This is a genomic window from Capnocytophaga sp. oral taxon 878, from assembly GCF_002999135.1.
Lineage (GTDB): Bacteria > Bacteroidota > Bacteroidia > Flavobacteriales > Flavobacteriaceae > Capnocytophaga.
On record NZ_CP027229.1, the window covers coordinates 2,276,907 to 2,302,402 of the forward strand.

A 25,496-nucleotide genomic window follows, 5' to 3' on the forward strand; every position below is an offset into this window, starting at 1 on the left:
AAACAAAAAACTTTGCCAATCCTAATATGATTGGCAAAGTGTTATTGCTATATAGGCGGATTGCCTTGTAATTCTATTTAGACGCCTTGTGCATCGATAACAGCAAGGGTGGCTAAATTCACCATCTCATCAACGGTAGAACCTATGGTTGTGATGTGGATAGGCTTACTTAAACCTAATATTACAGGGCCTATGGTATCCAAATGCTGAGTTTCCTTCAAGAGCTTATAGCTAATGTTGGCTGCCTCGAGGTTAGGGAATACTAACACATTGGCTCCTTTGCCGTTATTAAGCTTAGAGAACGGATAGTTTTTAGCTATCTTATCAGGGTTAAGAGCAAAATCGGCTTGTATTTCACCATCGACTACTAATTCGGGGTGGTGCTTATGCAAGTATGCTACTGCCTGACGTACTTTGAGCGTACTATCGGATACTGCTGAGCCAAAGTTGGAGTATGACAACATAGCTACTGAAGGTTCTAAACCGAAGAACTTCACGGCGCGGGCTGTGAGTAGGGCTATATTAGCCAAATCGGCAGCAGTAGGATCGATATTAATAGTAGCATCGGATAAGAAAATAGGACCTTGCTTGCTAAGCATTATGCTGGTAGCAGCGATGCGATCTACTCCTTTATCTTTTTCAATGATTTCGAGCACTGGGCGTATGGCATTGGGGTATGCGTGTGAATAGCCTGTAATCATAGCATCGGCTTGACCTGTTTCGACCAACATAGTACCGAAGTAATTACGTTCACGCATTAGGCGTTCGGCTACTTCATAGGTAACTCCGCGGCGTTCGCGTAATTTCCAGTAATGCTGTACGAACTGCTCACGGCGGCCACGCTCGGCATCGCTTTTAGGATCGATTACATCTACCCTGCCAGTAAAGCCTATTTCATATTTTAAGGCTTTGATAACATCTTTATTACCTAAGAGGACTGGTATACCTATACCATCTTCATAGATGCGTTGCGCTGCTTTAAGCACTTCGAGCTGATCGGCTTCGGCAAATACTACGCGTTTTGGATTGCGCTTAGCACGATCTTGCAATAGACGTATTTCTTTGCTGCCTACGCCTATTCTATCCATAAGTTCGCCTTTGTACGCCTCCCAATCGGTAATAGGTTTTTGAGCTACTCCTGAATCGATAGCGGCTTTGGCTACGGCAGGTGGTACCTCATAAATAAGGCGGGGATCAAAAGGTTTAGGGATGATATAATTGCGCCCGAAGTTAAGGTTTTCACCTCCGTACACTAAACTTACTTGCTGAGGTACTGTTTTCTTGGCAAGATCGGCGATGGCACGTACAGCGGCTAATTTCATTTCCTCATTAATTTTGGTAGCGCGTACATCTAACGCACCGCGGAAAATATAAGGGAAGCCGAGAACGTTGTTCACCTGGTTAGGAAAATCGGAACGGCCTGTAGCCATAATGATATCCTTACGAGTTTTGAGTGCTAAATCATAATCGATTTCGGGGGTAGGGTTTGCCATTGCGAAAACAATAGCGTCCTTATTCATAGAGAGTAGCATCTCGGGAGTAAGGACATTTCCTTTAGAGAGCCCGATGAAGACATCGGAACCTTTAACAGCCTCCTCAAGGGTATGTAGGTTACGATCGGTAGCGAACTCGGCTTTTTGCTCAGTAAGGTTAGGAGCATCTTTGCGTATTACGCCTTTACTATCGCACATTACTATGTTCTTAGGATTGGCACCTAAGGCTACATATAAGCGGGTGCAAGAGATAGCAGCTGCGCCAGCGCCATTGACTACTATTTGAGCTTTTGCGATATCCTTACCTACGATTTCAAGAGCGTTGATAAGAGCTGCTGCAGAGATGATAGCTGTACCGTGCTGATCATCGTGCATTACAGGAATGTCCAACTCTTCTTTTAGGCGGCGTTCTATTTCAAAGGCTTCGGGAGCCTTGATATCTTCCAAGTTAATACCTCCGAAGGTAGGTGCTATGGCTTTGACTGTTTCGACAAACTTATCGATATCGGTAGCATCGACTTCAATATCGAATACATCGATACCGGCGAATATTTTAAAGAGCAATCCCTTGCCCTCCATTACTGGTTTTGAGGCATCGGCACCTATATCACCTAACCCAAGAACGGCAGTACCATTTGAGATTACTGCTACGAGGTTACTTTTGGCTGTATATTTATAGGCATTGCTTTTATCGTCGGCTATTGCCAAACAGGGTTCGGCCACCCCAGGGGAGTAGGCCAAAGCTAAATCATGTTGTGTAGCGTGCTTTTTGGTAGGCACGATAGCAATTTTACCAGGTTGTGGGAACTCATGGTAATGTAGTGCTTCTTCTTTTTTTCTTTGATCCATTTTATTAAGTAAGAAGTAAGAGGTAACGAGTAACTGCATAGGTTACTTGTTAGCTATTACCTTAGTTAGATTTTGCAAAATTAGTAATTATTTCTGAAATAGCAAATTTATTAGGAAGCAAACTACTACCCCATATAATACGGGTAAGAGGGTAGCTATTAGTGTCCATTTCTTACTATTTGTTTCTTTATAAATAGTGTAGATGGTAGTGCTGCAGGGGTTATGCAAGAGGCTAAAGAGCATTAGATTAACGGCGGTGAGGAGGCTCCACCCGCCTGCGTGTAGCAAAGCGCCTACTTGGGCTGTGCTGGCTTCCATCAGGACTCCTGCGCCCTGCCCTACTGCTGTTTGCCCTAATACCATTGTGGTGAGCATCAGTATGGTGGGGATTACAATTTCGTTGGCGGGTATGGCTACAATATACGCTAGTAGTATAACGCCATTGAGCCCTATGAGTAGCCCTATAGGATCTAAGGCTTGTATGAACCACAGGGCTACAGGCTGACCTGCTACCTGAATGTTACATACTAACCATATTACTGCCCCTGCTGGTGCTGCAAATACTATGGCGCGCCATAGAACTATGAGGGTTCTATCAATAAGGGAGGTATATAGTGTTTGGAAAAAGCGGGGTGGGCGGTAGGGAGGCAGTTCTAACACAAAAAATGAGGACTCGCCTTTTAACAAGGTTTTGCCTAATAACCACGATGTAAAGAAAGAGAATACAATACCGAGTACTGCTATGGCTATTACGGCGAGCATTGATACGGTACTGCTCCACTGCTTGGGTACTAAAGCCCCTATAAAAAGTGTGGCTATGAGAATTTGGGTAGGCCAACGCCCATTGCACAATGAGAAGTTATTGGTAATGATGGCTATGAGTTTCTCACGTGGGCTATTGATGATGCGGGTGGCTACTACGCCTGCGGCATTGCAACCAAAGCCCATACTCATAGTAAGCGCCTGCTTACCGTGCGCTCCTGCCTTGCGGAAGAGTCGGTCGAGATTAAAGGCTACGCGGGGGAGGTAGCCAAAATCTTCCAACAAGGTGAAAAGCGGAAAGAAGATAGCCATAGGGGGCAGCATTACTGAAATTACCCAAGTGGTAGCTAAATAAACGCCATCGATAAGGAAGCCGCTAAGCCACCAAGGGAAATGGAGCGCTGTTGCGCCACTCTTTAGCAATGGGTAGAGCCAAGTGATAAAGAAATCGGATAGCCACTGAGATGGATAGTTCGCCCCTACAATGGTAATCCAGAGGACGGCAGAGAGCAAGAGGAACATTATGGGGAAGCCCCATAGCTTATGAGTTACTACTCTATCAATAGCCCTATCGATACGGAAGGAGCGTGCGGAAAAATCGGTAGTGACAGAGGCGTTAATGAGTGTGGTGGCCTGAGCGTAAATAGCCTCGACTAAGTTATTGCGGTAGCTATCGCCCAAGAGGTGGTGGTACTCGGCAGCGATGCGAAGGAGTCGGGCTTGCTTTTCGGGGTTATTTTCTGCTGAAAAGGCTCCTTGTTCGACGCCTTGAATAACACTTTGGTCGCCCTCGATAAGGCGCATAGCCAGCCAACGGGTGTTGGGCAGAGAGGGGTTGAGCTCGGCGAGTAATGCTTGTAGTTGTGTTATGGCTTCGGCGTTTTGGTGAGGGAGCTGTATGTAGCTGTGTTTTTGGGTGTGGAACTTACCGCTTACGACCTCTTGTATTGCCAAAAGCAAATCGGGGATACCCTCTTTGGTGCGTGCTGAGGTGGCTACTACGGGTATGCCTAAATCACGGGAGAGGGTGCGGGTATCGATATTGATATGATGGCGGCGAGCCTCGTCCATCAGGTTGAGGCATAGGACTGCTTTATCGGTAATTTCGAGTATTTGTAGGGCGAGGCTGAGGTTGCGTTCGAGGCGGCTAGCATCGACTACAATTACGGTTACATCGGGTTTGCCGAAGAGTATAAAATCACGTGCTACTTCTTCATCTTCGGAAGTAGAGAGGAGGGAGTAGGTGCCGGGCAAATCGATGATTCGGTATTTTTGTTTGTGGAAGGAGAAGTTACCTTCGGCGTGAGTGACTGTTTTGCCAGGCCAGTTGCCTGTGTGCTGGCGGAGCCCTGTGAGGGCATTGAAAACGGTGCTTTTACCTGTATTGGGGTTGCCTGCCAGGGCGATGGTATAGTCATAGTTACCTACCTCGGAGCCTAAGGGCTTGAGGGAGGCTGAGGGGTTAAGGGAACAAGTATCACAGAGGTTATTATTCATAATTTAAGACTCGCAATTAATAAGTACGCACTGGGCATCGGTATGGCGTAGGGCTATTTGTGTGTTGTGTATGCTGTAGGCTATGGGGTCGCCCAGAGGGCTGATGTTTTCGATACGTATTTTGGCGCCACGTACGAAGCCTAAATCGAGCAGGCGTTGTTTTACCTCATAAGGGCAAGAGGGTGTAAAGCCCACGATTACAGCGGTTTGTCCTATTGCTAATGATGCCAAAGAGAGTGTCATAACTGTATTTGTTTATTCAAAATATATTTTTAGTTGAGCAAAATTAGTAATTTTTATTGAATTGGCAAGTTTTTTTTAGGGGATAGGAGATAGGGGATAGGAGATAGGGGGGAGGAGATAGGAGGGAGGTGGGTGTTTGACAATTGAGAAAAATGAGGAGAAAAGGGGAAAAGAGTGAGAAAAATGTAAGATTTTTGGGTTTTGGTTGCGGATTTGGCAATGGGAGGGAGCGGGTGTGAAGGGGCTGAGAATCAGGGAAGTAATGTTTATCCTTCGTTTATAGTTCGTTTATCCTTCGTTATAGGTTCGTTTAAAGTAGGTAAAAGATAAGAGATAAGAGGGTGGAGGGTGGAGGAGGAATGGGCTGATTATTAGGGAAGAGGAGGGAGGAGATAGGGGATAGGGAGGGGGAGGTAATTTTTGCATTATTCGCAATGAAGGGAGAGAAGATAGGTGAGAGGTAAGACAGGAGTAGGAAGGGGAGGATATGAGTGGGTGTGGGGGAATAATTGTTGGTTATTTATTGCTGATTACTAATTATTTTGTAATTTTGCGGCTGAAAGTTGTTACTTATGCTTTTGCTTATACAAATAAGGGAGGTACTAAGTCTGCTTTAAACTGTTATAAACTAAATGACCTTTTAACCTTATTACAAGTAGATTTGTAATAGAAAAACTGTAAATTTATGCGAAAAAGAATTGTATATTCCCTTTTGGCTATGCCGCTGCTATTTGCGGCTTGTAATGACCCAAAAACTAACACAACAAACACCCATAGCAACACTACTACACAGACCCCTCCGCCGGTATATGAGTTTGGTTTCAACCTAAATGATTACAATATTAGCAGAGATACTCTTAAACAAGGTGATACCTTTGGGAAACTGCTGGAAAACCACCAAATAGGGGCGACTGAGATACATCGTATTGCGGAGATTACAAAAGAACTGATAAACCCTCGTAACTTTCAGGTTGGAAAGCCATACGCATTTTTGTTTGACAAAAAAACGCCAGATACGGCTCATAGTTTTATCTATCAGCCTAACTTGGTGGATTATGTGGTGGTGCACCTTGCAGACTCGGTATATGCGTATACTGCCCAACGGAAAGTAAGCGTAAAAGAAAGAGCAGTAGCGGGGAGCATAAGCAATAACCTGACTGTGGATGCGCAAGAGGCAGGGATAGGGCAACAGGCTACGTACCAATTGGGTCAGATTTTTGATTATACGGTAGACTTCTTTCGTTTGCAGAAAGGAGATGTATTTAAGATTATTTACGATGAGAAGTTTGTAGAGGATACGATAAATGCAGGGGTAGAGAAGGTGAAGGCTGCTTACTTTAAGTGGGAAGGGAAGGAATATTACGCTTTTAACTTCACTACCGATAGCATAAAAGGCAGTAGTGGTTATTACGATGAAAATGGTAATATGATGAAGCGTATGTTCTTGAAAGCACCTTTGGATATTTTTCGTATTACCTCTAAATTTGGTATGCGATTTCACCCTGTATTGCACCGTATGAAAGGGCACTTTGGGACAGACTATGCGGCACCTACGGGTACCCCTATACGTACTACAGCTGCGGGTACGGTGATAGAAGCAGGATATGGGTCGGGTAATGGTAATTACGTGAAGGTGAGACACAATAACACTTATACAACACAGTACCTGCATATGTCGAAAATATTGGTTAAGAGAGGGCAAGGAGTAGCCCAAGGACAGGTGATAGGGCTGGTAGGTAGTACGGGATTGGCTACAGGACCGCACGTGTGTTATAGATTCTGGAAGAATGGTGTGCAGGTAGACCCATTGAAGGAGAAAATGCCTGACTCGGTACCTATAGAAGCGAACCTTAAAGCGCAATACTTAGAATATATCAAACCGCTGAAAGAACAATTGGATAAGTTGGGGAATTAAGTAGCTTAGCCATTATGAAGCCTACTGAATTTAGATATATTGACTTATTGGAAGAGGAGGAAATAGCAGGCTATAAAATCTTCGGTATAGAAGCGCTCCTAAATGAGTTTGAGTTATTGGCATCACGCCCTAAAGCGATGCTGCTTGAAGGTAAGAAAGGGCTTTTGACCGATACAAAGGGAAAGACCTTAAAGGAGTTACTTTCCTTTTGTGAAGATAAAAATTATTACGCCTATTACCAGCTGATGAGCCCTAAGGAGTATGCTGATATACCGATGGATAAAGAATCGGTTTTTATTGTTGCCTTAGACAAGATGAGAGTGAGACAGCAAGAAGGGTTTCGGTTTCCTGAAAGAATGCCGATAAGCCGTACTATTAATGATTTTTTGGAGAAAGGGAAGCAATGGGATTGCTATTATGTAGAACTTAGTTCGGCTTTTTCAATAGAATTGATGAGAGAAATGAAGAGTAAAGATACTCTTTACCAAATAAAATCATCAAAAGTATGCGCCTTGCAGCCTAATAGTAGTGTACCCCTACAAATGAGTGCTATAAAAAATACTTTTGTGCGAGATGATTTTGGCATACGTAGGCTTACCCCCCGAGAGATTTTCAACTTTCAGGGTTATTCAAAAAGATATGTTCTGCCAAAGGTAAGCGATACCCAATTATACACCCAAGCTGTTAAAAGTCCTAATTTGGCATTAATAAAAAGAATAAAAGAAGCCATAGAAAGAGTGTTTCATTAAGGCAAGTTATTTTTCGTGTTTTGCGATTATTTTATACCTTTGCACTCTGAAACACAATTTATAATTAATAACTGATAACTAACAACTAATATAATTATATTTGAAATGTTAAAAAATAGTAATCCGACACAAACCAATGCGTGGAAAGCATTGGAAAAACATTTTAGTGAAGTAAAAGACCGCCATACACTTTCTTTATTTGAGAAAGACCCTGCTCGCGGTGAAAGATTTGCCATTAAATGGCAAGACTTCTATGTAGATTATTCTAAAAACCGCATAGACGAACAAACTCTTAAACTCCTTGTGCAACTTGCTGAGGAATGTGGTTTAAAGGATGCTATCGGGAAATACTTCGGTGGAGACCTTATCAACAATACAGAAAAGCGCGCTGTATTGCACACTGCCCTTCGCGCTCCCGAAAACAGCGTAGTAAGCGTAGATGGCAAGAATGTAATGCCCGAAGTAGCGGCTGTAAAACACAAAATCAAACAGTTCAGCGAAGAAGTAATCAGTGGTAAGCGCAAAGGTTATACCGGTAAAGCCTTTACCGATGTGGTGAATATTGGTATCGGGGGGTCTGACCTCGGTCCGGCAATGGTAACCGAAGCGCTTAAATTCTATAAGAATCACCTCAACGTACATTTCATCAGCAATGTAGATGGCGACCACGTGCTCGAAACTATCAAGCACCTCAACCCTGAAACTACCTTGATAGTGATTGTATCTAAGACTTTTACAACACTTGAAACCCTTTCGAACGCACTTACTGTAAAAGAATGGTTCCTCAAATCAGGTTCTGAAAAAGATATTGCTAAACACTTTGTAGCGGTATCGACTAACTTGCAAGAGATAGACAAATTTGGTATCGACCCTGATAATGTATTCCCTATGTGGGACTGGGTAGGCGGACGCTTCTCATTGTGGAGTGCTGTAGGCTTGAGCATTGCCTTATCAGTAGGTTATGACAATTTTGATAAGTTGCTCAAAGGAGCGCACGCTATGGACGAGCATTTCCGCACTGCTGCTTTCGGTGAGAACATTCCGGTAGTATTGGCTTTACTTAGTGTATGGTACAACAATTTCTACGGAGCCGAAAGTCAAGCGATCATTCCTTATACTCAGTATTTGCACCGCTTGGCAGCTTATCTACAACAAGGTATAATGGAAAGTAACGGTAAACAAACCGATCGTGATGGCAACCCTATCCCTTATCAAACTGGGGTAATTATCTGGGGTGAACCGGGAACCAACTCTCAACACGCGTTCTTCCAGCTCATCCACCAAGGTACTAAATTGATACCTACTGATTTCATTGGCTTTAAACACTCATTGCACGGCAATACCGACCACCACAACAAGCTAATGGCTAACTTCTTTGCTCAAACCGAAGCTCTTTTAAAAGGTAAAACTGAAGCTGAAGTGCGCAAAGAAATGGGTGACAAGGTAAACGAAGCCTTAGTGCCTTTCAAAGTGTTTACTGGTAACCGCCCTACAACTTCTTTCCTTATCGATAAACTCACCCCTGAAAGTTTGGGTAGCCTTATCGCTATGTATGAGCATAAGATATTTGTAGAAGGTGTGATTTGGAATATCTATAGTTATGACCAATGGGGTGTAGAGCTCGGTAAACAGTTGGCAAATAAAATTCTTAAAGACATTGCTGCTACCGAACTCTCTGCTCACGACAGCTCCACTACCAATTTATTAAAACAATTCAAAAAATAGGTTTCAGATATCAGGTTTCAGGTGTTAAGTATGACCCCTGAAACCTGACCCCTAACACCTAACACCTGAAAATGATTCACATTAGAACAGCCGAAGAAATAGAACTACTACACCAAGCTGCCCAAGTGGTATCACGCACTTTGGGTATATTAGCAAAAGAAGTAAAACCAGGGGTAACCACCCTATATTTAGATAAAATCGCCGAAGAGTATATCCGCAGTCAAGGGGCTATCCCAGGGTTTTTGGGTTTGTATGGCTTCCCTAATACCCTTTGTATGAGCCCTAATGCGCAAGTAGTACACGGTATTCCTAACGACCGTCCGTTACAAGAAGGCGACATCATCTCAATAGATTGTGGAGCACTGAAAAATGGTTACTACGGCGACCACGCTTATACTTTTGAAGTAGGCGAAGTAGCCCCCGAAGTAAAAGAACTCTTGCGCGTAACCAAAGAATCGCTATACATAGGTATCCGTCAGTTTCGTGCGGGTAACCGAGTAGGCGATGTAGGACACGCTATACAACAACACTGTGAGGCACACGGCTATGGAGTAGTGCGCGAACTCGTTGGGCACGGCGTCGGACGCAAAATGCACGAAGACCCCGAGATGCCTAACTATGGCAAACGCGGTACAGGTAAAAAATTTAAAGACGGAATGGTAGTTGCCATAGAGCCTATGATTAATATGGGTACCAAGAGCATACGCCAACTCAAAGACGGTTGGACAATCCTCACTGCCGACGGCAAGCCTTCCGCCCACTTTGAACACGATGTAGCCCTCATCGATGGCAACCCTAAATTGCTGTCCACTTTCAAGTATATATACGAAGCCTTAGGCATTGAAAGTAATGAGGAAGAAGAATTTTTGCTTAATTAATAAATTTTGAAAAAGTCTCTTTTATATTAGGCTCAGAATTGAAAAAGAATCACTAACTCAAAAACAAACCTTATAACTAACAACAAATAAATGTACAGAACGCATACTTGTGGAGAGCTACGACTCTCACACGAAAAACAACAAGTAACCCTCAGCGGATGGGTGCAACGCGTCCGCAACAAGGGATTTATGATTTGGGTAGACCTACGCGACCGCTATGGCATCACCCAACTTATTTTTGACGAAGAACGCACTGATAAAAATGTCTTCGAGCAGGCTAAAACCCTCTCACGCGAGGACGTGATTCAAATTCAAGGTACTGTGATCAAACGTGAGGCTGCCAATACAAATATCCCTACAGGAGAAGTAGAAATACTCGTTACAGCGCTGGCCCTGCTCAACCATTCCGAACTTCCTCCTTTTACCATTGAAGATAATACCGATGGCGGTGAAGACCTCCGTATGAAGTACCGCTATCTCGATATACGTCGTACCCCTGTACGCGATAACCTTATTTTCCGCCACAAAGTGGGGATAATGGTGCGCAACTACCTATCCAAACAAGGCTTTATAGAGGTAGAAACCCCTGTGCTTATCAAATCAACACCCGAAGGCGCACGCGATTTTGTGGTGCCCAGCCGTATGAACCCAGGTGAGTTCTACGCACTCCCTCAATCACCACAGACCTTTAAGCAATTGCTAATGGTAGGCGGATTAGACAAGTATTTCCAAATCGTAAAATGCTTCCGTGATGAAGACCTCCGCGCCGACCGTCAGCCGGAGTTTACCCAAATAGACTGCGAAATGTCGTTTGTAGAACAAGAGGACGTTATCAGTACTTTTGAAGGCTTGGCAAAACACCTCCTCAAAGAACTCAAAGGCTTAGACTTTGGGGCTTTCCCTCGTATGACCTATGCCGAGGCGATGAAAACTTACGGCAACGACAAACCCGATATCCGTTTTGGTATGAAATTCGGCGAACTCAACGATCTCGCTCAACACCGCGATTTCAAGGTGTTCAACGAAGCCGAATTAGTAGTAGGGATTGCCGTACCTGGTGCCAACAGCTACACCCGCAAAGAGATTGATGCTTTGGTAGAATGGGTAAAACGCCCACAAGTAGGCGCTTCCGGAATGGTATATGTAAAATGTAATGAAGACGGTAGCTTCAAATCATCAGTAGACAAATTCTATAACGAGGACGACCTCAAAGCGTGGGCAGAGCGCACTGGCGCCAAAGCAGGCGACCTTATCTGTATTCTCTCAGGCAAGGCAAACAAAGTACGTGCTCAACTCAGCGCCCTCCGTATGGAACTCGCTGAGCGCCTCGGCTTGCGCAAACCCGATGAGTATGCCCCACTTTGGGTCGTAGATTTCCCTCTTTTGGAGTGGAGCGAAGAGGAAGAACGCTTCTTTGCGATGCACCACCCTTTCACCTCCCCTAAACCTGAGGATATTCCGTTACTCGACAGCAACCCTGGTGTCGTACGCGCCAATGCTTACGACCTCGTGCTCAATGGTAACGAAGTAGGCGGTGGCTCTATACGTATCTTCAACCAAGAGTTACAAGCTAAGATGTTCCAGCTATTAGGCTTTACCCCAGAGCAAGCGCAAGCACAATTTGGCTTCTTGATGAACGCTTTCAAATACGGCGCTCCTCCTCACGGTGGTTTAGCTTTTGGCTTCGACCGATTGGTAGCACTGCTCGGCGGACAAGAAACCATACGCGACTTTATCGCTTTCCCTAAAAACAACAGCGGTCGCGATGTGATGATTGATGCCCCCTCCCCTATCGATGAGGCACAACTCAAAGAACTTTCTATCCAATTAAAAACTAATTAACTAATAACAATAAAAATAGGCTGCTAAGCAATTTGCTTAGCAGCCTATTTTTTTTATACCTTTATCTTATTGGTTATGCTTCTTAATATAGTCTAAAATACGCAAGGTAAGATTCACATTATCAACACCTCGTACCCCATGAGCATGCATAGGATAAATAAAAATTTCTATAAAATCCTTATTAGTAATCGATTCCTTAGTAATACTCATCAAGTGTTGTGGCACTACTACATCATCTACACTACCGTGAATAAAAAGCAAAGGGCGTTTAAGTCCTTTTAAGTACTTCCCTACCCTACTATTCTCATAACCCTCAGGATTTTCTTTAGGAGTATCCATATAGCGCTCACCATACATCACCTCATAGTATTTCCAGTCTGTTACAGCACCTCCTGCAACCCCTGTCCGAAATACCTCAGGATGTCTCGTTACCAAACTTGAAGTCATAAATCCTCCAAAGCTCCAACCGTGCACTGCTATTCTATTTCCATCAATATAAGGCAAGCTCTTTAAGTATTCCACCCCTTTCAGCTGGTCAGCAATCTCATTATCTCCCAAATGGCGGTGTATCACACTCTCAAAGGCAAAGCCTCTGTTCGCACTACCCCTATTATCCAAGGTAAATACAATATACTGGTCATTTTCAGCAAATACCTTTTCCCACAGATACGAACTCGTACCCCAACTATTAGTCACCTCTTGTGCGTGAGGCCCACCATACACATATATCAATACAGGGTACTTCTTATTAGGGTCAAAACTCTTAGGCTTATGCATTTTACCATAAAGAGGCGTACCATCATCCGCCTTAAGCGTCACAAATTCAGTAGTACCTACAGCAAACCCCTCCAAAGGATTTTTAGCCGTATGCAAACGCTTCTTAGTACCCTTTTCAGTACTTATAAGGTCAATGTTTTTAGGAACATTTATACTTGAATAATCACTTAGCAAGTACCTACCATCACTACTAAGCTGCACCTTATGCGTACCCGCTTCTTCCGTAATCTTCGTTACTTTCTTAGGGTTTTTAAGATCAATCCTATAACAATGCTTCTCACGTGGGTCAGGACTCGTACCCACTACAAACACATATTGCCCTTTAGCATCAAAACCAATAATCTCCTGTACTACCCATTTAAAGTTAGTAACCTGCTTAATAAGTTTACCAGCCAAGTTATAATGATACACATTCATAAAACCATCACGCTCGCTAAGCCACAAAAACTCATCCGTTTTATTAGGCAAAAACACCACAGGACTTTCAGGCTCTACCCACTTATCATTACTCTCCTCAAATATCGTACGCACCTTCTTCCCTGTAGCCACCTCATAAATGTTCACCGCAAAATGATTCTGAGCCCTATTTAACTCCGCCAATAAAATATATCTCTCATCAGGACTCCAAGCCAAATTAGTCAGAAAATGCTCATCACTCGTGTCGATATCTAAATAACTAAGCCCCTTAGTCTTCAAATTATAAACACCCACAGCTGCACGCTCACTATGCTGCCCCGCCATCGGGTACTTAATATTAGTCAAACTCGCAGGCGTAGTGGTAATATCCACCAACGGGTAATCAGTCACCATAGTCTCATCCTTTTGGTAGAAAGCCAAAAAATTACCCTTGGGCGAAAAGAAAGTCCCTTTATTTATGCCAAATTCATTCCTATTTATAGCCCTACCCGAAACTATATTCTCATCCTCAATAGCCGTAACAGCTATCTTTTCAGCCTCAGCAGTAGCCAAATAAAGATTATTATCAAGCGTATAAGCCACCGTCCTGCTCACCGGATTGTACTCCTCATTTTCCGCATTCTCCGGAACACTAATTGTAGCTACCGCCTTTTGGGTCTTATAATTATAACAATAATATTTACCCCAAAGCGAAAATACCGCCTCCTCATTATCAATATATCCCAGCGGAGGCATCTGCTTATACTTATCTATAAAATCAGCCAAAAACGGGAAAGCAGTACCCAAATCCTTACCAATGCTCCCCACCTTCTCACCCTTCAGGTTGTACAATCCATACACCCCTTCACTCTGGTAAAGATAAAGATCAGCACCCTTCACCCATTGTAACCCCTGAAGCCCCTCAGGGTACAACGGCACATAACCTCTCGGCTGCGAAGCATCTTGTGCAGCATAAAATACCGCCTCTTCAATAGTCAATTTGCGCTCCTGAGCCAGTGCGCTAAGGGTAACCAAAGCCACCCATACAGTCATAATGATTCTTTTCATAACTAAGGTTAATTGTCAATAATATAAAACGACGCAAAAGTATAACTTTTTACTGATATTACCAAATACTCACCCCCAAAACTACACCCCACCTACCACCTACCTCTTCCTTCTTACCTATCCCCTACCTCCTACCCTCTTTCCCCTTCATTGCCAATAATGCAAAAATCACCTCCCCCCTCCCTACCCCCTATCTCCTAACTCCTCTTCCTTAATAATCAACCCATTACATCCCCACCCTCTTCCCTCATACCTCTTACCTTTTACCTACTTTAAACGAACCTATAACGAAGGATAAACGAACTGTAAACGAACTATAAGCGTTACACCCCTGATAATCAACCCTTCCGTCCCCAAACCTTCATTTTGCACAATCCGCAACCAAATCCTAAAAACATCACATTTTTCTTACCCTTTTCCCCTTTTCCCCCTATTTTTCTCAATCACCAATCCTCACTCTCTTTCCTATCCCCTATCTCCTATACTCTAACCCCTATCCCCTAACCCCTATCCCCTATCTCCTAACTCCTCCTACCCCCTACACCATCTCTCCTATCCCCCAACTCCCCCTACCCTCTCTCTCTCCTATCTCCTAACTCCTCCCCCCTATCCCCTATCTCCTAACTCCTAACCCCTAAAAAAAAGAGCCATCACAATCGTGACAGCTCTTTTTGCTTTTAAATTTCCTTTTATTATTCACTTATGATGGCAATAAGCCAGTACAAAATCTTCAATACACTTAAAAAACACCTTATAAGTAGCAGCTTCAACCTTAATTTCAGTATAAGTATCATTAGGGAAGAAATCACGCACCTTAATATCATTCAGCGTAATATCCGGATTCCCATGAGCCTTAAACCCCACCTCCTTAGCACACCAAATCATTATAAGCTTCTGGATAATATTCTCGTACGAAAAAGTAGTCGTATGATAGTTCCACTGCGTGAATTTATACGCTATATTCATAATCTTATCACGCTTCTTTTCAATATCAACACCCACACCCTTATTGCTGCTTATGATCACAGCCACCTTATCAAATGAATGGCTTATCGAAATATGCTTACCATCTGCCAAAAAAGGCTTCCCATTAGCGTCATAATACAACGCACTCGGTGCATAACCCAACTGTTTCAACAACAAGCGGGTCGCCAAAAAATTCTTCTTTCCTCTCTCATTATGGATAGCCTCATACAATCCTTGCTCTTCTATCGATAAATCCACTTCCCCTTCCAAAACTCCCAGCGACTCATCCACATTCCAAATGAACAATTTTGTCTTAGCATCTGTATCAAATGTTTCTAGTAACGGCATAATTATAAAATATTTCTTTCATCTTGTGCAAAGGTATAAACTTTTTTCTGTTAAAACAAGTGAGTTTATCATCTTTTATTCTTATTAACATAATTTCTTTGTTAATAAAACCACTTGTTATGAAAATAATTACTCATATATTAAGAAGTTAACTTTTATATAGCTGTTAAAAATTATTAATACACCACTTTTTTACTTTAACACAGAAAAATCAAGGTTTAACACAACCTTAACAAAAAGGCACAAAAAAAGTCTTCACAGAGAGCATTCTCTGTGAAGACTAAAAATATAATATGCTATGTTATTTTTCTAATTATTTGTACATAACCTTCTTCACTGCCTTCACTACATCATCAGCATTAGGTAACCATTCTTTAAGCAATTCTGATGAGAAAGGAGCAGGAACATCTGCAGTAGTAATACGTTGTACAGGCGCATCAAGATAATCAAAAATATGCTCTTGTACTTGGTAAGTAATTTCCGAAGAAACACTACTAAAAGGCCAAGCCTCTTCCAATATTACCAATCTATTAGTTTTCTTTACCGAAGTGAAGATAGCTTCCGAATCCATCGGACGAATAGTGCGCAAGTCAATAATCTCACACTCTATACCCTCCTGAGCCAATATATCAGCCGCTTTATAAGCTTCCTTAATAATTTTACCCCATGATACGATAGTAACATCAGTACCAGCGCGTTTAATATCCGCTACTCCAAGCGGAATAGTATACTCCTCTTCAGGCACTTCACCTTTATCACCATACATATGTTCCGATTCCATAAAGATAACTGGGTCATTATCTCTAATAGCCGATTTTAATAACCCTTTCGCATCGTATGGGTTTGAAGGCACTACTACCTTAAGCCCTGGGCAGTTAGCATACCAATTCTCAAAAGCTTGTGAGTGTGTAGCAGCCAGCTGTCCTGCCGATGCCGATGGACCTCTAAATACTATCGGAATATTAATCTGCCCTCCCGACATTTGGCGCATCTTAGCTGCATTATTTATAATCTGGTCTATCGCTACCAACGAAAAGTTGAAAGTCATAAATTCAACTATAGGGCGGTTACCATTCATAGCTGCTCCTACCGAAATACCCGCAAATCCAGTCTCTGCAATAGGAGTATCCAAAATACGTTTTGGACCAAATTCGTCCAACATCCCTTTCGATGCCTTATAAGCACCGTTGTATTCGGCTACTTCTTCACCCATTAAGTAAATAGATTCATCGCGACGCATCTCTTCGCTCATAGCCTCACAAATGGCTTCTCTAAATTGTATCGTTCTCATTTTATATTTTGAATTATAAAGTAATGTATATAACTATATTTCTTTTTTTGAAAGTACAAAAGTAGTAAAAAAAAATGAATGTAATACAAATTTATTACTTTTATTTTCACACTTATTATATAACCAACTGATTATTAGCTTCTTTACTACTATACCAAATCATTCATACCAATTACCACACTCTCCTCTAATCCCCAAACCTTTTATCCCTATAAAATAACAATAAAAAAAAGCCCGATAAATAAATTATCGGACTTTTCCATTAACCAACCAAAACTTTAAATTATGAAAACTATTATTTGAAGTTTTACAATGAGCTACCACCCTCATTGCGCTGCAAAGGTACAACGTTTTTTTGAAACACCAAAAGAATTCTACTGTTTAACAAAAAATTAACACACTGCACTTTTCTTTACGTCTCATAATCAGCTATTTATAAATCATATTACTTTATCCTATTTTTACGCCAAAAACGCCAAAACATACCTCCCACAACTCCTATCAATACCAAAACTGTAGGCAATACATACCATAACCTACTACTGTAATAAGTAATTTCACGTTTCACTATAAGGTCTATCTCCCCTTTTTCATTTACACAACGCTTCTCTATCCAATTCCCATAAGCATCATAACTATATAGCAAATACCATTCTTGTTCATACACATTAATACTTTCCCCACCATAATATCCTTGGTTTTTTACCACTTGCTTTATTGCAAAATCATTATTGTCATAAATATACCTCAGTTCATAATGTTCATCACCCCCATCACACTGCAATTTAGTAATAAAACCACTATCTTCTTTACTATACTTATGATGCACATAAAGTATATTTTGTATAGTCCATTGGCAGAACTCATAGCCCTTATCCTTCTCCCTCTTATAGTAAAAACGCTGTTTTTCATTACCCTCAGGGCTATATTCACAGCCTTTCACCCGCTCGTCAGCTTTATCTATGCTACTTCTCCTACACCAATAACTCTTACCCGTAGCCGCCTCATAGCACTGCACAGTAAGGCTATCTCCTCCCTTATGATAGTTATAAGTATAGCGCTTCACAAGGCTATCACCCTTGTTAAATTCATTTATCTCAGCTATCTGTCCAGCCTTATAACCAATAGTTATTTCACCTACTGGTTCTTGGTAATGGTCAAAGTATATCTGTTGTAAGGCACGCCCTTCTCGGTCAAAAAATACCGCTATAGCATCATCTATATGAAACCTTTTGCGCAGCATCTGCTGGGTATACATATCAGTCCCCTTAAATGAATAAGGCACCACCCGCACACTTGCCACCTCTCCCTTTAAAAAGAGGTCTTGCCGCGTATATACCTTTTGGGCATAAGCACCACTTATTGTAGTAACCAATACCGCCAATAGCCCCCAAAAATCCTTACCCCAGCACATCTATATCTTTTCTTTGTTCAAATCGGTATTGCCCTTACCTCAAAACCCCTTTATCACCTCATCAGCCTCTTTCAGCACATCAGCATCGCCTACCCCTATCACACGCATACCAGCAGCTTTAGCAGCTTTCACTCCTGCTGGTGCATCCTCATACACACAGCAGTCAGCAGGGTCTAACCCCAAAAGCTCTGCCGCCTTTAAAAACACCTCAGGGTCTGGCTTTGCTTTGCTCACCATCGTACCATCTACAATAGCGTCGAACAAATCCAAAATACCAGTCCTTTCCAGCACCAAGCGCGCATTCCTACTGGCCGAACCCAAAGCAATACGTTTCCCCTCAGCCTTTAATCTTGTTAGATACTCAAACACCCCAGGTAACAGCTCATTACCATCTATATCACTAATATATTGCAAGTATAACTCATTCTTCCGCAAAGCCGTATCTTGAAAAGCAGCCTCACTCAGCTCCCTCCCTGCCCAGCCCAAAATCTTATGCAATGATACCTCTCGCCCAATACCCTTCAGCAACTCATTATGTGCCAGCGTAAGCTCAAAATCAAATTCCTTAGCAATTGTTTGCCACGCAATATAATGGTACTTCGCAGTATCTACCAGCACCCCATCCAAATCAAAAATATAACCTTTCATAGTTTCTTTTACCAATTTCAGACCGCAAAAATACAACTTTATTCCCAATTAACAAGACCAAAAAGCATACCCTCAACCTACCCCCTACCTATCCCCTCCCCAATTGCGAATAATGCAAAAAATACCTCCTCCCTCCCTATCCCCTATCTCCTAACTCCTCTTCCCTAATAATCAGCCTTTTCCGCTCCTACCCTCCTATCGCTTATCTCTTATCTTTTACCTACTTTAAACGAACCTATAACGAACTATAAACGAACTATAAACGAAGGATAGACGTCACTTCCCTGATTCTCAGCCCTTTCACACCCGCTCCCTCCCATTGCCAAATCCGCAACCAAAACCTCAAAATCTTACAGTATTCTCACTTTTTTCCCTTTTTCACCCCATTTTTCGCAATTACCAATTCTCACTCACCTTCCTATCCCCTACCTCCTATCTCCTAACTCCTCCCCCTACCTCCTATCCCCTACCCCCTATCTCCTATATCCTATATTCTATCCCCTCCCTCCCCTTGCTATTTGCAAATTAATTCGTACCTTTGCCCCATTAATTATTATCATTCATTACTATGAAAAAATGGATAGCCTCATTTGCCCTATGGGTAACCGGCTGGAAAGTAGAACTTGAAGGCGATGTAAATAACCTCGACCGATGTGTCTTAGTCGTAGCACCTCACACCTCCAACTGGGAGTTCGTGCTCGGAATACTCGCCTACTGGAAACTACAAAAACCTCTCAAAATCATCATCAAAGACGCTCATACCAAAGCTTGGTACGGAGCCATCGTACGCAAACTCGGAGGCATCGGCATCAATAGGTCTCAGCGCAACAACCTCGTTCAGTTCGTAACCGATTTGTATCAAAAACAAAGCTTCAGCCTCGTAGTGACCCCCGAAGGCACCCGCTCTCGCGTCAATAAATGGCGTATGGGCTTCTATCACATAGCCCTATCAGCCCAAGTGCCCATAGTGTTAGGCGCCGGCGATTTTAAAGAAAAGAAAATATACATAGGCAAATCCATCTCCATAACTGACCTCCAAAACCGCCCCCTAGAAAGCATTATGACCGAAATACAAGAGTACTACACTCACATAACCCCCAAATACCCCGACCAGTGGAATCCACAAATATTCTAAAAAAAAGAGAGGTAAGATAATCTTACCTCTCTCTTTTTAACCCCTCTTCTTTACCGCTTAAATATCCGGTAAAGCGTCTGTCGCGAAATAAAAAACTTAGGATATATAAACTCCCGCCAAATAACAGCAATAGGTATGTAACGCGCATCGTGCTTATTAAACTCCTCAAGCACCGCTTCATCACGTAACATCATATTAGCTTTTCGCAAATGATGACCCGCAACAGCCATCCTTCTCTTCTCTTGTTGTTGCTTCTTTTTCATTTTCTCTATTTTTATCATATTAATTTATACTTAAACTTCAAAGTTCATAACTCTAAAAAACTTGCTATTTAATATTTCTTTTGTACCTTTGTCGCCCAATCTTAGAGTATTTCTTCAACGCTGCAAATGTATAGGGTTTTTCTCTAACTTCCAAATATTTTAGAAAGAAAATCTCTAAGAAAAGAAACATCACACCATAATACACTGGTTATGACAGTTAAAGAACGTATAAAAAAATTCATCGAAGCCGAGAATATCTCTATAGCTACCTTCGAGCGTACCATAGAGGTATCCAACGGCTATATAAATAGCATCTCCAAAAATATAGGAGTCGATAAACTCAATCTAATATTAGAGAAATACCCTAACCTCAATTTAGAATGGCTCATCACCGGTAAAGGGCAAATGTACAAGCCCCAGCCACCCTCATACCCCATAACACAGGTGCCCAAGGTCGAAATAATCAAACCCATACACATCGAAGGGCGCGACCTAATGCCCAAAGTAATAGTTGTTGATGAAAACGATAATGAGCGCATCCCCCTTGTACCCGTACGCGCACAAGCAGGATACCTCAATGGCTATGACGATATTAATTATATCGAGCAACTGCCCACCTACAGCCTCCCCAATATGAATAACGGCACCTACCGCATCTTTCAAGTCAGCGGACTCTCAATGTACCCTACCCTTCAGGACGGTAGCTATGTAGTAGGCAAATTTGTTGATAATTGGCAAAACATCACCAGCAATCGCGTACACGTAGTAGTAACCCAGCTCGATGGCGTTATCGTGAAGCGCGTTATCAACTCCATTGATAAATACGGCACCCTGTACTGCAAATCCGATAACCGTGATTACCCCCACATATCAGTACAATTACAAGATGTAAAAGAAATCTGGGAATGCAAAATGCACCTCTCCTTTGAGTTCCTTGATCCTGTTACCAATTACCAAAAAATAGCCGCCCTCGAAGCCGATGTAGCACACCTTAAAGAAGAAATACAAAAAGTGAAGAGTGAAAAGTAAAATATGAATAATAAAAATAGAAAAAGCCGCAAGAGCATTCTTGCGGCTTTTTCGTTTTTAGTTAGTGAAAGAAATAATAATAATTTTACTTTTAGTGTTGAGTCTTTTAATTAGTACAGCTAATTAATTACAATGATTAAGTTTAAAGTCTCTTATTCTTATTAGTGATTCGCCAAGTATTCAGCTACCCCTTTTCTGTCAGCATGCATAGCTTCTTTACCAGCTTGCCAGTTCGCAGGGCATACCTCACCGTATTGTTGTACGTGAGTGTAAGCATCTACTAAGCGTAAGTATTCTTGTACATTGCGGCCTAATGGCATATCATTTACACTTTCGTGAAATACCTTACCTGTTTCATCAATAAGATAAGTAGCACGGAAAGTTACATCATCTCCTTCCAAAACGTAAGTATCAGCAGCTTCATCATACACCTCACGGCTATCCAATATGCCAAGTGTGCGTGCTAAATTACGGTTGCTATCAGCCAATAGTGGGTAAGTAACCCCTTGGATACCTCCTTGGTTTTTAGGAGTGCTTAACCAAGCAAAGTGTACTTCGGCAGTATCGCAAGAAGCTCCTATTACTTTTACATTGCGCTGTTCAAACTCAGCCAAAGCTTGCTGAAAAGCATGTAACTCGGTAGGGCATACAAAGGTAAAATCTTTAGGATACCAAAAAAGCAATACCTTTTTCTTGTTGTTTATTGCTTCCGAAAGTATGTTTATTTTTAAATTTTCCCCAAGCGCATTAATAGCTTTTACTTCAATATTAGGGAATTGTTTTCCTACATTTGCCATAATTTATTCTCTTTTTTATGGCTGCAAAATTACTTTGTTTTGTAACAAGCACAATACTTCTGCAATTGAATAAATTTATAAAGTAATAAAGAAAGGCTATTTTATAACAAAAAGGGCAGCTTGGCGGAACGCCAAGCTGCCCTTTTTGTTATTAGTAATTGCTAATTCTCAATTATTAACTGTTCCAGCTTCATCCCTCTGGAGCCTTTTATCAAAATTAGGCTATCCTTAAAGTTTATGGCTTTAAATACAGGTAAAAACTCCTCTAAGGATGGGTACTGTGGGTAAGTGGTTTTTACTTGCGCAAACTGTTTCCCTATAAAGTAAACGCCTGCCCACTGGTGTTTGGCTACCTCATCGGCTATGTGTTGGTGCTCGGTAGCAGCGTAATCACCCAGTTCAAACATATCGCCTAAAATAAGTACTTTATGCTTGTAATGGGGCATTGTAAGCATATTATCAATAGCTGCAGCCATACTGCTGGGGTTGGCGTTATAAGCGTCTAATAACAAGGTATTACTGCCCCACGTTTTTAGCTCACTGCGGTTGTTTTGGGGTATATAACTTTCTATACCGCGCTTAATAGCTGCTGCTGGTAACTTAAAATATCGGGCAAAAGCTACTGCTGCTGCTATATTGGTAAAGTTATAGCTACCTACTAAGTGCGAAGTGGCTACTGTAGTAGTATCGAACTCTTCAAAGGTCTCCTTTAAAAAAGGAATAGGTTCACCGCCTGCCTCTTCTGTAATGCGTGTAGCACTATCGGAAAACTGTATCTGTACCGGCTGGGTAGCAAGGCAGCTTACAGGCACATTTACCTCTTGGGTAGTACCAAAACGATATACCTTATCATAGCCTGCTAATAGCTGCTCTGTAATAGGGTTTTGGGCATTGGCTATAATTGTTTTATTATGAGCTTTAAGATAATCATACAGCTCGCCTTTGGTTTTGATTACCCCTTCCAACGAGCCAAAGCCTTCCAAGTGAGCCTTGCCTATGCTGGTGATATAACCATAATCGGGTTGGGCTATATTACAAAGGAAAGCTATTTCACCTGGGTGATTGGCTCCCATCTCAACAATAGCTATATCGGTATCGGGAGTAAGGGTAAGCAGGGTAAGGGGTACCCCTATATTGTTATTTAGGTTCCCTTGTGTGGCTACTACCTTTAGCTGCTGTGCCAATACGGAGCGTATAAGCTCTTTGGTAGTGGTTTTGCCATTGCTACCTGTAATGCCTATTACAAGTGTTTGGAGGGTGCTCCTATGGTGAGTAGCCAGCTGTTGTAGGGTAGTGAGCACATCGGGGACTAATAGCATTCTATCAGAAGTTTGATAAGCCTTCTCATCGATTACGGCGTAGGCAGCCCCTTTGGATAGTGCTTCTTGGGCAAAAGCATTCCCGTTAAAGTTTGCGCCTTTTAAGGCGAAATAAATGCACCCTTGCTTGATAGTGCGTGTATCGGTACATACCCCTGTGCTATTGAGGTATAGTTGGTATAGTTCTTCCATTATTGTGTTTTTTTGTATTATGGCTAAACCTTAATTCCTAAAAAAAACGCTGCAAACTTATTGCAGCGTTTTATTGTGACAAAATATTAATTTTTTAGATATTACCCTTTAGGAGTACGATGATTAGCTTTTGATTTTGAACCTACACGGCTCATAGCGTTACGGAAACCTATATAGTCGGTAGCTATGTACTGAGGTAAATAGCGGCGTTGTGCAGGGTCGATCCAGAAAGCGCGGTCTCTCCAAGAGCCTCCTTTGAATACGCGTACTTCATCATCGATAAGAGAGGTACGGTCATTAGAGGTGTCGTAATCTTTACCATTGATTTCGGTACCGAATTTTTTAGGTTTAGGAGCGTTGTACATAGAGTTGGCGTACTCGGCTTCTGGGGTCATCATATCGTTTTGATTACGGAAGTTACGTGTAGATGCTTTATCACCATCACGGTAACTGCGGTTATCGGAGCGAGTAAAGTTATAACGCAAGTAGGTATCGCTAGAATCAACAGGTACGGTAGCGAGGTTACCAGGTAGGTTACGTGCTATGATTCTGGTGTTTGGCAAGGTGTCATATTTAATAGTCTCTGGGGTTACTACTACTTGCTTACCATCTTCGCCTATGGCGTGTTTCATATATACGTTACCACGGAAGTAGTTAAAGTCGGATTTTTCATCGTCGATGATAGGACGATATACATCGGCTACCCACTCGGCAACGTTACCTGCCATATCATACAAACCGAAATCGTTAGGGGCGTATGTTTTAACAGCTACGGTGATATCGCCGCGGTCTTCAGACCAACCTGCTAATCCGCCGTAATCACCTTTATTTTGTTTGAAGTTAGCCATTTGTTCGCCACGGCGTTTGCGTTCGGTGTAGCGTGTGTATTGGCTATCCCAAGGGTATTTTTTACGGCCTTGTAGTGAGTTGTATTTACGGATTCCGCCTAATGATTTGGCTGCGTATTCCCATTCGGCTTCGGTAGGGAGGCGATAGTCGGGCAATATGATACCGCTAGTTTGTTTGGCGTATTGAGTTTCGCCTTCTTTACTGCTTTTCTTTCCGCCCATTTCGCCTTGTACTTTACCTCCGTAGGTTTGTGATGGAGCGTTCAAATAGGTATCGGTGCTGAAAGTGCTGGTTGCATCTACTTGATAGCGAGCGTCTTTGGCTAGGTATCCGTCGCGTGCTAGGATTGCTTCGTTCACACGGTCGGTACGCCAAGCGCTAAATTGTACTGCTTGTACCCAGTTCACTCCTACTACGGGATACTCGGCAAAAGCAGGGTGGCGTAGATAGTTGGCTACCATAGCTTCGTTGGCGCTTAATTCACTTCGCCATACTAGGGTATCAGGTAGAGCACCTTTATATATATTCTTATACTGCTCATCATCGGGAGGGAATACGCGTTTTAACCAATCGAGGTATTCCATATACATCTTATTGGTTACTTCGGTTTCGTCCATATAGAATGACTGTACGTGTTGCTGAGTTGGCATATTGTTCCAATCGTGCATCACGTTATCTTGCACTTGCCCCATAGTGAAGGTTCCTCCTTCTATAAGTACAAGTCCTGGTCCTGTTTCTTGGTCTTTAAAATCTGTATTGTACTGGAATCCTCCTTCTTTGGAGTTGATTTTCCAACCTGTAGCACTAGATATGTTCTTATCGGACTTACTACCTCCGCCGCAACTGGTGAGTAATAAGCCTGTAAGAGCCAAGTAAAAAGGAACTTTTAATAAACTTCTTTTCATAGTAAAAACACTTGTTAGCATAAAAATTCGGGCGCAAGATACTACTTTTTTTGAATATAGCACCCTTTTTTTAGCACTTTAACGCTATATTAATATTAGATTTTTTTATTTTGTTTTATATTTTCTTGAAAATGAACAAGATAGAT

The 25,496-nt window shown here is 42.2% G+C and carries 19 protein-coding genes; 7 read left to right on the forward strand and 12 right to left on the reverse strand.

Annotation, left to right across the window (positions count from 1 at the left end; genetic code table 11):
* Window positions 1-77 precede the first annotated feature (77 nt).
* From C4H12_RS10335 to C4H12_RS10345, 3 genes are all read right to left on the reverse strand, one after another.
* On the reverse strand, window positions 78-2,342 hold the full coding sequence (locus C4H12_RS10335) for an NADP-dependent malic enzyme (RefSeq protein WP_106099479.1): 2,265 nt from the start codon (window positions 2,340-2,342) through the stop codon (window positions 78-80).
* An 87-nt stretch (window positions 2,343-2,429) separates the two neighbouring features.
* Complete coding sequence (gene feoB, locus C4H12_RS10340) at window positions 2,430-4,601, reverse strand: ferrous iron transport protein B (RefSeq protein ID WP_106098847.1); 2,172 nt, start codon at window positions 4,599-4,601, stop codon at window positions 2,430-2,432.
* Window positions 4,602-4,604: 3 nt separating this feature from the next.
* Window positions 4,605-4,844, reverse strand: coding sequence for a FeoA family protein (locus C4H12_RS10345; protein WP_106098848.1), 240 nt, complete (start codon window positions 4,842-4,844; stop codon window positions 4,605-4,607).
* 685 nt (window positions 4,845-5,529) lie between these two features.
* On the opposite strand from C4H12_RS10345, the gene C4H12_RS10350 reads away from it, so the two are divergent.
* The 5 genes from C4H12_RS10350 (at window position 5,530) to aspS (ending at window position 11,953) form a co-directional block, all read left to right on the forward strand.
* Window positions 5,530-6,759 (forward strand): peptidoglycan DD-metalloendopeptidase family protein, encoded by a 1,230-nt coding sequence (locus tag C4H12_RS10350; RefSeq protein ID WP_106098849.1) that lies wholly within the window; start codon window positions 5,530-5,532, stop codon window positions 6,757-6,759.
* Window positions 6,760-6,773: 14 nt separating this feature from the next.
* Window positions 6,774-7,508: a DNA cytosine methyltransferase gene (locus C4H12_RS10355; protein ID WP_106098850.1), complete on the forward strand. Its 735-nt coding sequence runs from the start codon at window positions 6,774-6,776 to the stop codon at window positions 7,506-7,508.
* 105 nt (window positions 7,509-7,613) lie between these two features.
* Window positions 7,614-9,233 carry a glucose-6-phosphate isomerase gene (gene pgi / locus C4H12_RS10360; protein WP_106098851.1) on the forward strand — a complete coding sequence of 540 codons (1,620 nt, stop codon included), beginning with the start codon at window positions 7,614-7,616 and terminating at the stop codon, window positions 9,231-9,233.
* Window positions 9,234-9,304: 71 nt separating this feature from the next.
* Window positions 9,305-10,111, forward strand: a complete 807-nt coding sequence (map, locus tag C4H12_RS10365; protein WP_106098852.1) for a type I methionyl aminopeptidase — start codon at window positions 9,305-9,307, stop codon at window positions 10,109-10,111.
* A 90-nt stretch (window positions 10,112-10,201) separates the two neighbouring features.
* Window positions 10,202-11,953: an aspartate--tRNA ligase gene (aspS, locus tag C4H12_RS10370; protein ID WP_106098853.1), complete on the forward strand. Its 1,752-nt coding sequence runs from the start codon at window positions 10,202-10,204 to the stop codon at window positions 11,951-11,953.
* Between the two features lie 66 nt (window positions 11,954-12,019).
* Here the strand turns inward: aspS and C4H12_RS10375 are convergent, their stop codons facing one another.
* The 5 genes from C4H12_RS10375 to pgmB all read right to left on the reverse strand — a co-directional run bounded on the left by C4H12_RS10375 (window position 12,020) and on the right by pgmB (window position 18,861).
* The gene (locus C4H12_RS10375) at window positions 12,020-14,194 is read right to left on the reverse strand and encodes a DPP IV N-terminal domain-containing protein (protein ID WP_106098854.1); all 2,175 of its coding nucleotides are present in this window, start codon (window positions 14,192-14,194) and stop codon (window positions 12,020-12,022) included.
* Between the two features lie 696 nt (window positions 14,195-14,890).
* A complete protein-coding gene (locus C4H12_RS10385; protein ID WP_106098855.1) occupies window positions 14,891-15,508 on the reverse strand; it encodes a 4'-phosphopantetheinyl transferase superfamily protein in 618 nt (205 codons plus the stop codon).
* Between the two features lie 313 nt (window positions 15,509-15,821).
* Window positions 15,822-16,799 carry a pyruvate dehydrogenase complex E1 component subunit beta gene (locus tag C4H12_RS10390; RefSeq protein ID WP_106098856.1) on the reverse strand — a complete coding sequence of 326 codons (978 nt, stop codon included), beginning with the start codon at window positions 16,797-16,799 and terminating at the stop codon, window positions 15,822-15,824.
* A 445-nt stretch (window positions 16,800-17,244) separates the two neighbouring features.
* Window positions 17,245-18,213, reverse strand: a complete 969-nt coding sequence (locus C4H12_RS13715) for a hypothetical protein (RefSeq protein ID WP_106098857.1) — start codon at window positions 18,211-18,213, stop codon at window positions 17,245-17,247.
* Window positions 18,214-18,252: 39 nt separating this feature from the next.
* Window positions 18,253-18,861 (reverse strand): beta-phosphoglucomutase, encoded by a 609-nt coding sequence (gene pgmB, locus C4H12_RS10400; protein WP_106098858.1) that lies wholly within the window; start codon window positions 18,859-18,861, stop codon window positions 18,253-18,255.
* 568 nt (window positions 18,862-19,429) lie between these two features.
* On the opposite strand from pgmB, the gene C4H12_RS10405 reads away from it, so the two are divergent.
* Window positions 19,430-19,996: a 1-acyl-sn-glycerol-3-phosphate acyltransferase gene (locus C4H12_RS10405; RefSeq protein ID WP_106098859.1), complete on the forward strand. Its 567-nt coding sequence runs from the start codon at window positions 19,430-19,432 to the stop codon at window positions 19,994-19,996.
* Between the two features lie 50 nt (window positions 19,997-20,046).
* Here C4H12_RS10405 and C4H12_RS10410 read toward each other — a convergent pair whose 3' ends face one another.
* Window positions 20,047-20,277 (reverse strand): hypothetical protein, encoded by a 231-nt coding sequence (locus C4H12_RS10410; RefSeq protein ID WP_254424763.1) that lies wholly within the window; start codon window positions 20,275-20,277, stop codon window positions 20,047-20,049.
* 192 nt (window positions 20,278-20,469) lie between these two features.
* On the opposite strand from C4H12_RS10410, the gene C4H12_RS10415 reads away from it, so the two are divergent.
* Window positions 20,470-21,288 carry a helix-turn-helix transcriptional regulator gene (locus tag C4H12_RS10415; protein WP_106098860.1) on the forward strand — a complete coding sequence of 273 codons (819 nt, stop codon included), beginning with the start codon at window positions 20,470-20,472 and terminating at the stop codon, window positions 21,286-21,288.
* A gap of 161 nt (window positions 21,289-21,449) precedes the next feature.
* Here the strand turns inward: C4H12_RS10415 and C4H12_RS10420 are convergent, their stop codons facing one another.
* The 3 genes from C4H12_RS10420 to gldJ form a co-directional block, all read right to left on the reverse strand.
* Entirely contained in the window at window positions 21,450-22,085 is a 636-nt protein-coding gene (locus C4H12_RS10420) for a peroxiredoxin (protein ID WP_106098861.1), read from the reverse strand.
* 161 nt (window positions 22,086-22,246) lie between these two features.
* Window positions 22,247-23,599, reverse strand: coding sequence for a UDP-N-acetylmuramoyl-tripeptide--D-alanyl-D-alanine ligase (gene murF / locus C4H12_RS10425; protein WP_174688431.1), 1,353 nt, complete (start codon window positions 23,597-23,599; stop codon window positions 22,247-22,249).
* A 98-nt stretch (window positions 23,600-23,697) separates the two neighbouring features.
* Window positions 23,698-25,371 (reverse strand): gliding motility lipoprotein GldJ, encoded by a 1,674-nt coding sequence (gene gldJ, locus C4H12_RS10430; RefSeq protein ID WP_106098863.1) that lies wholly within the window; start codon window positions 25,369-25,371, stop codon window positions 23,698-23,700.
* Window positions 25,372-25,496: the final 125 nt, after the last annotated feature.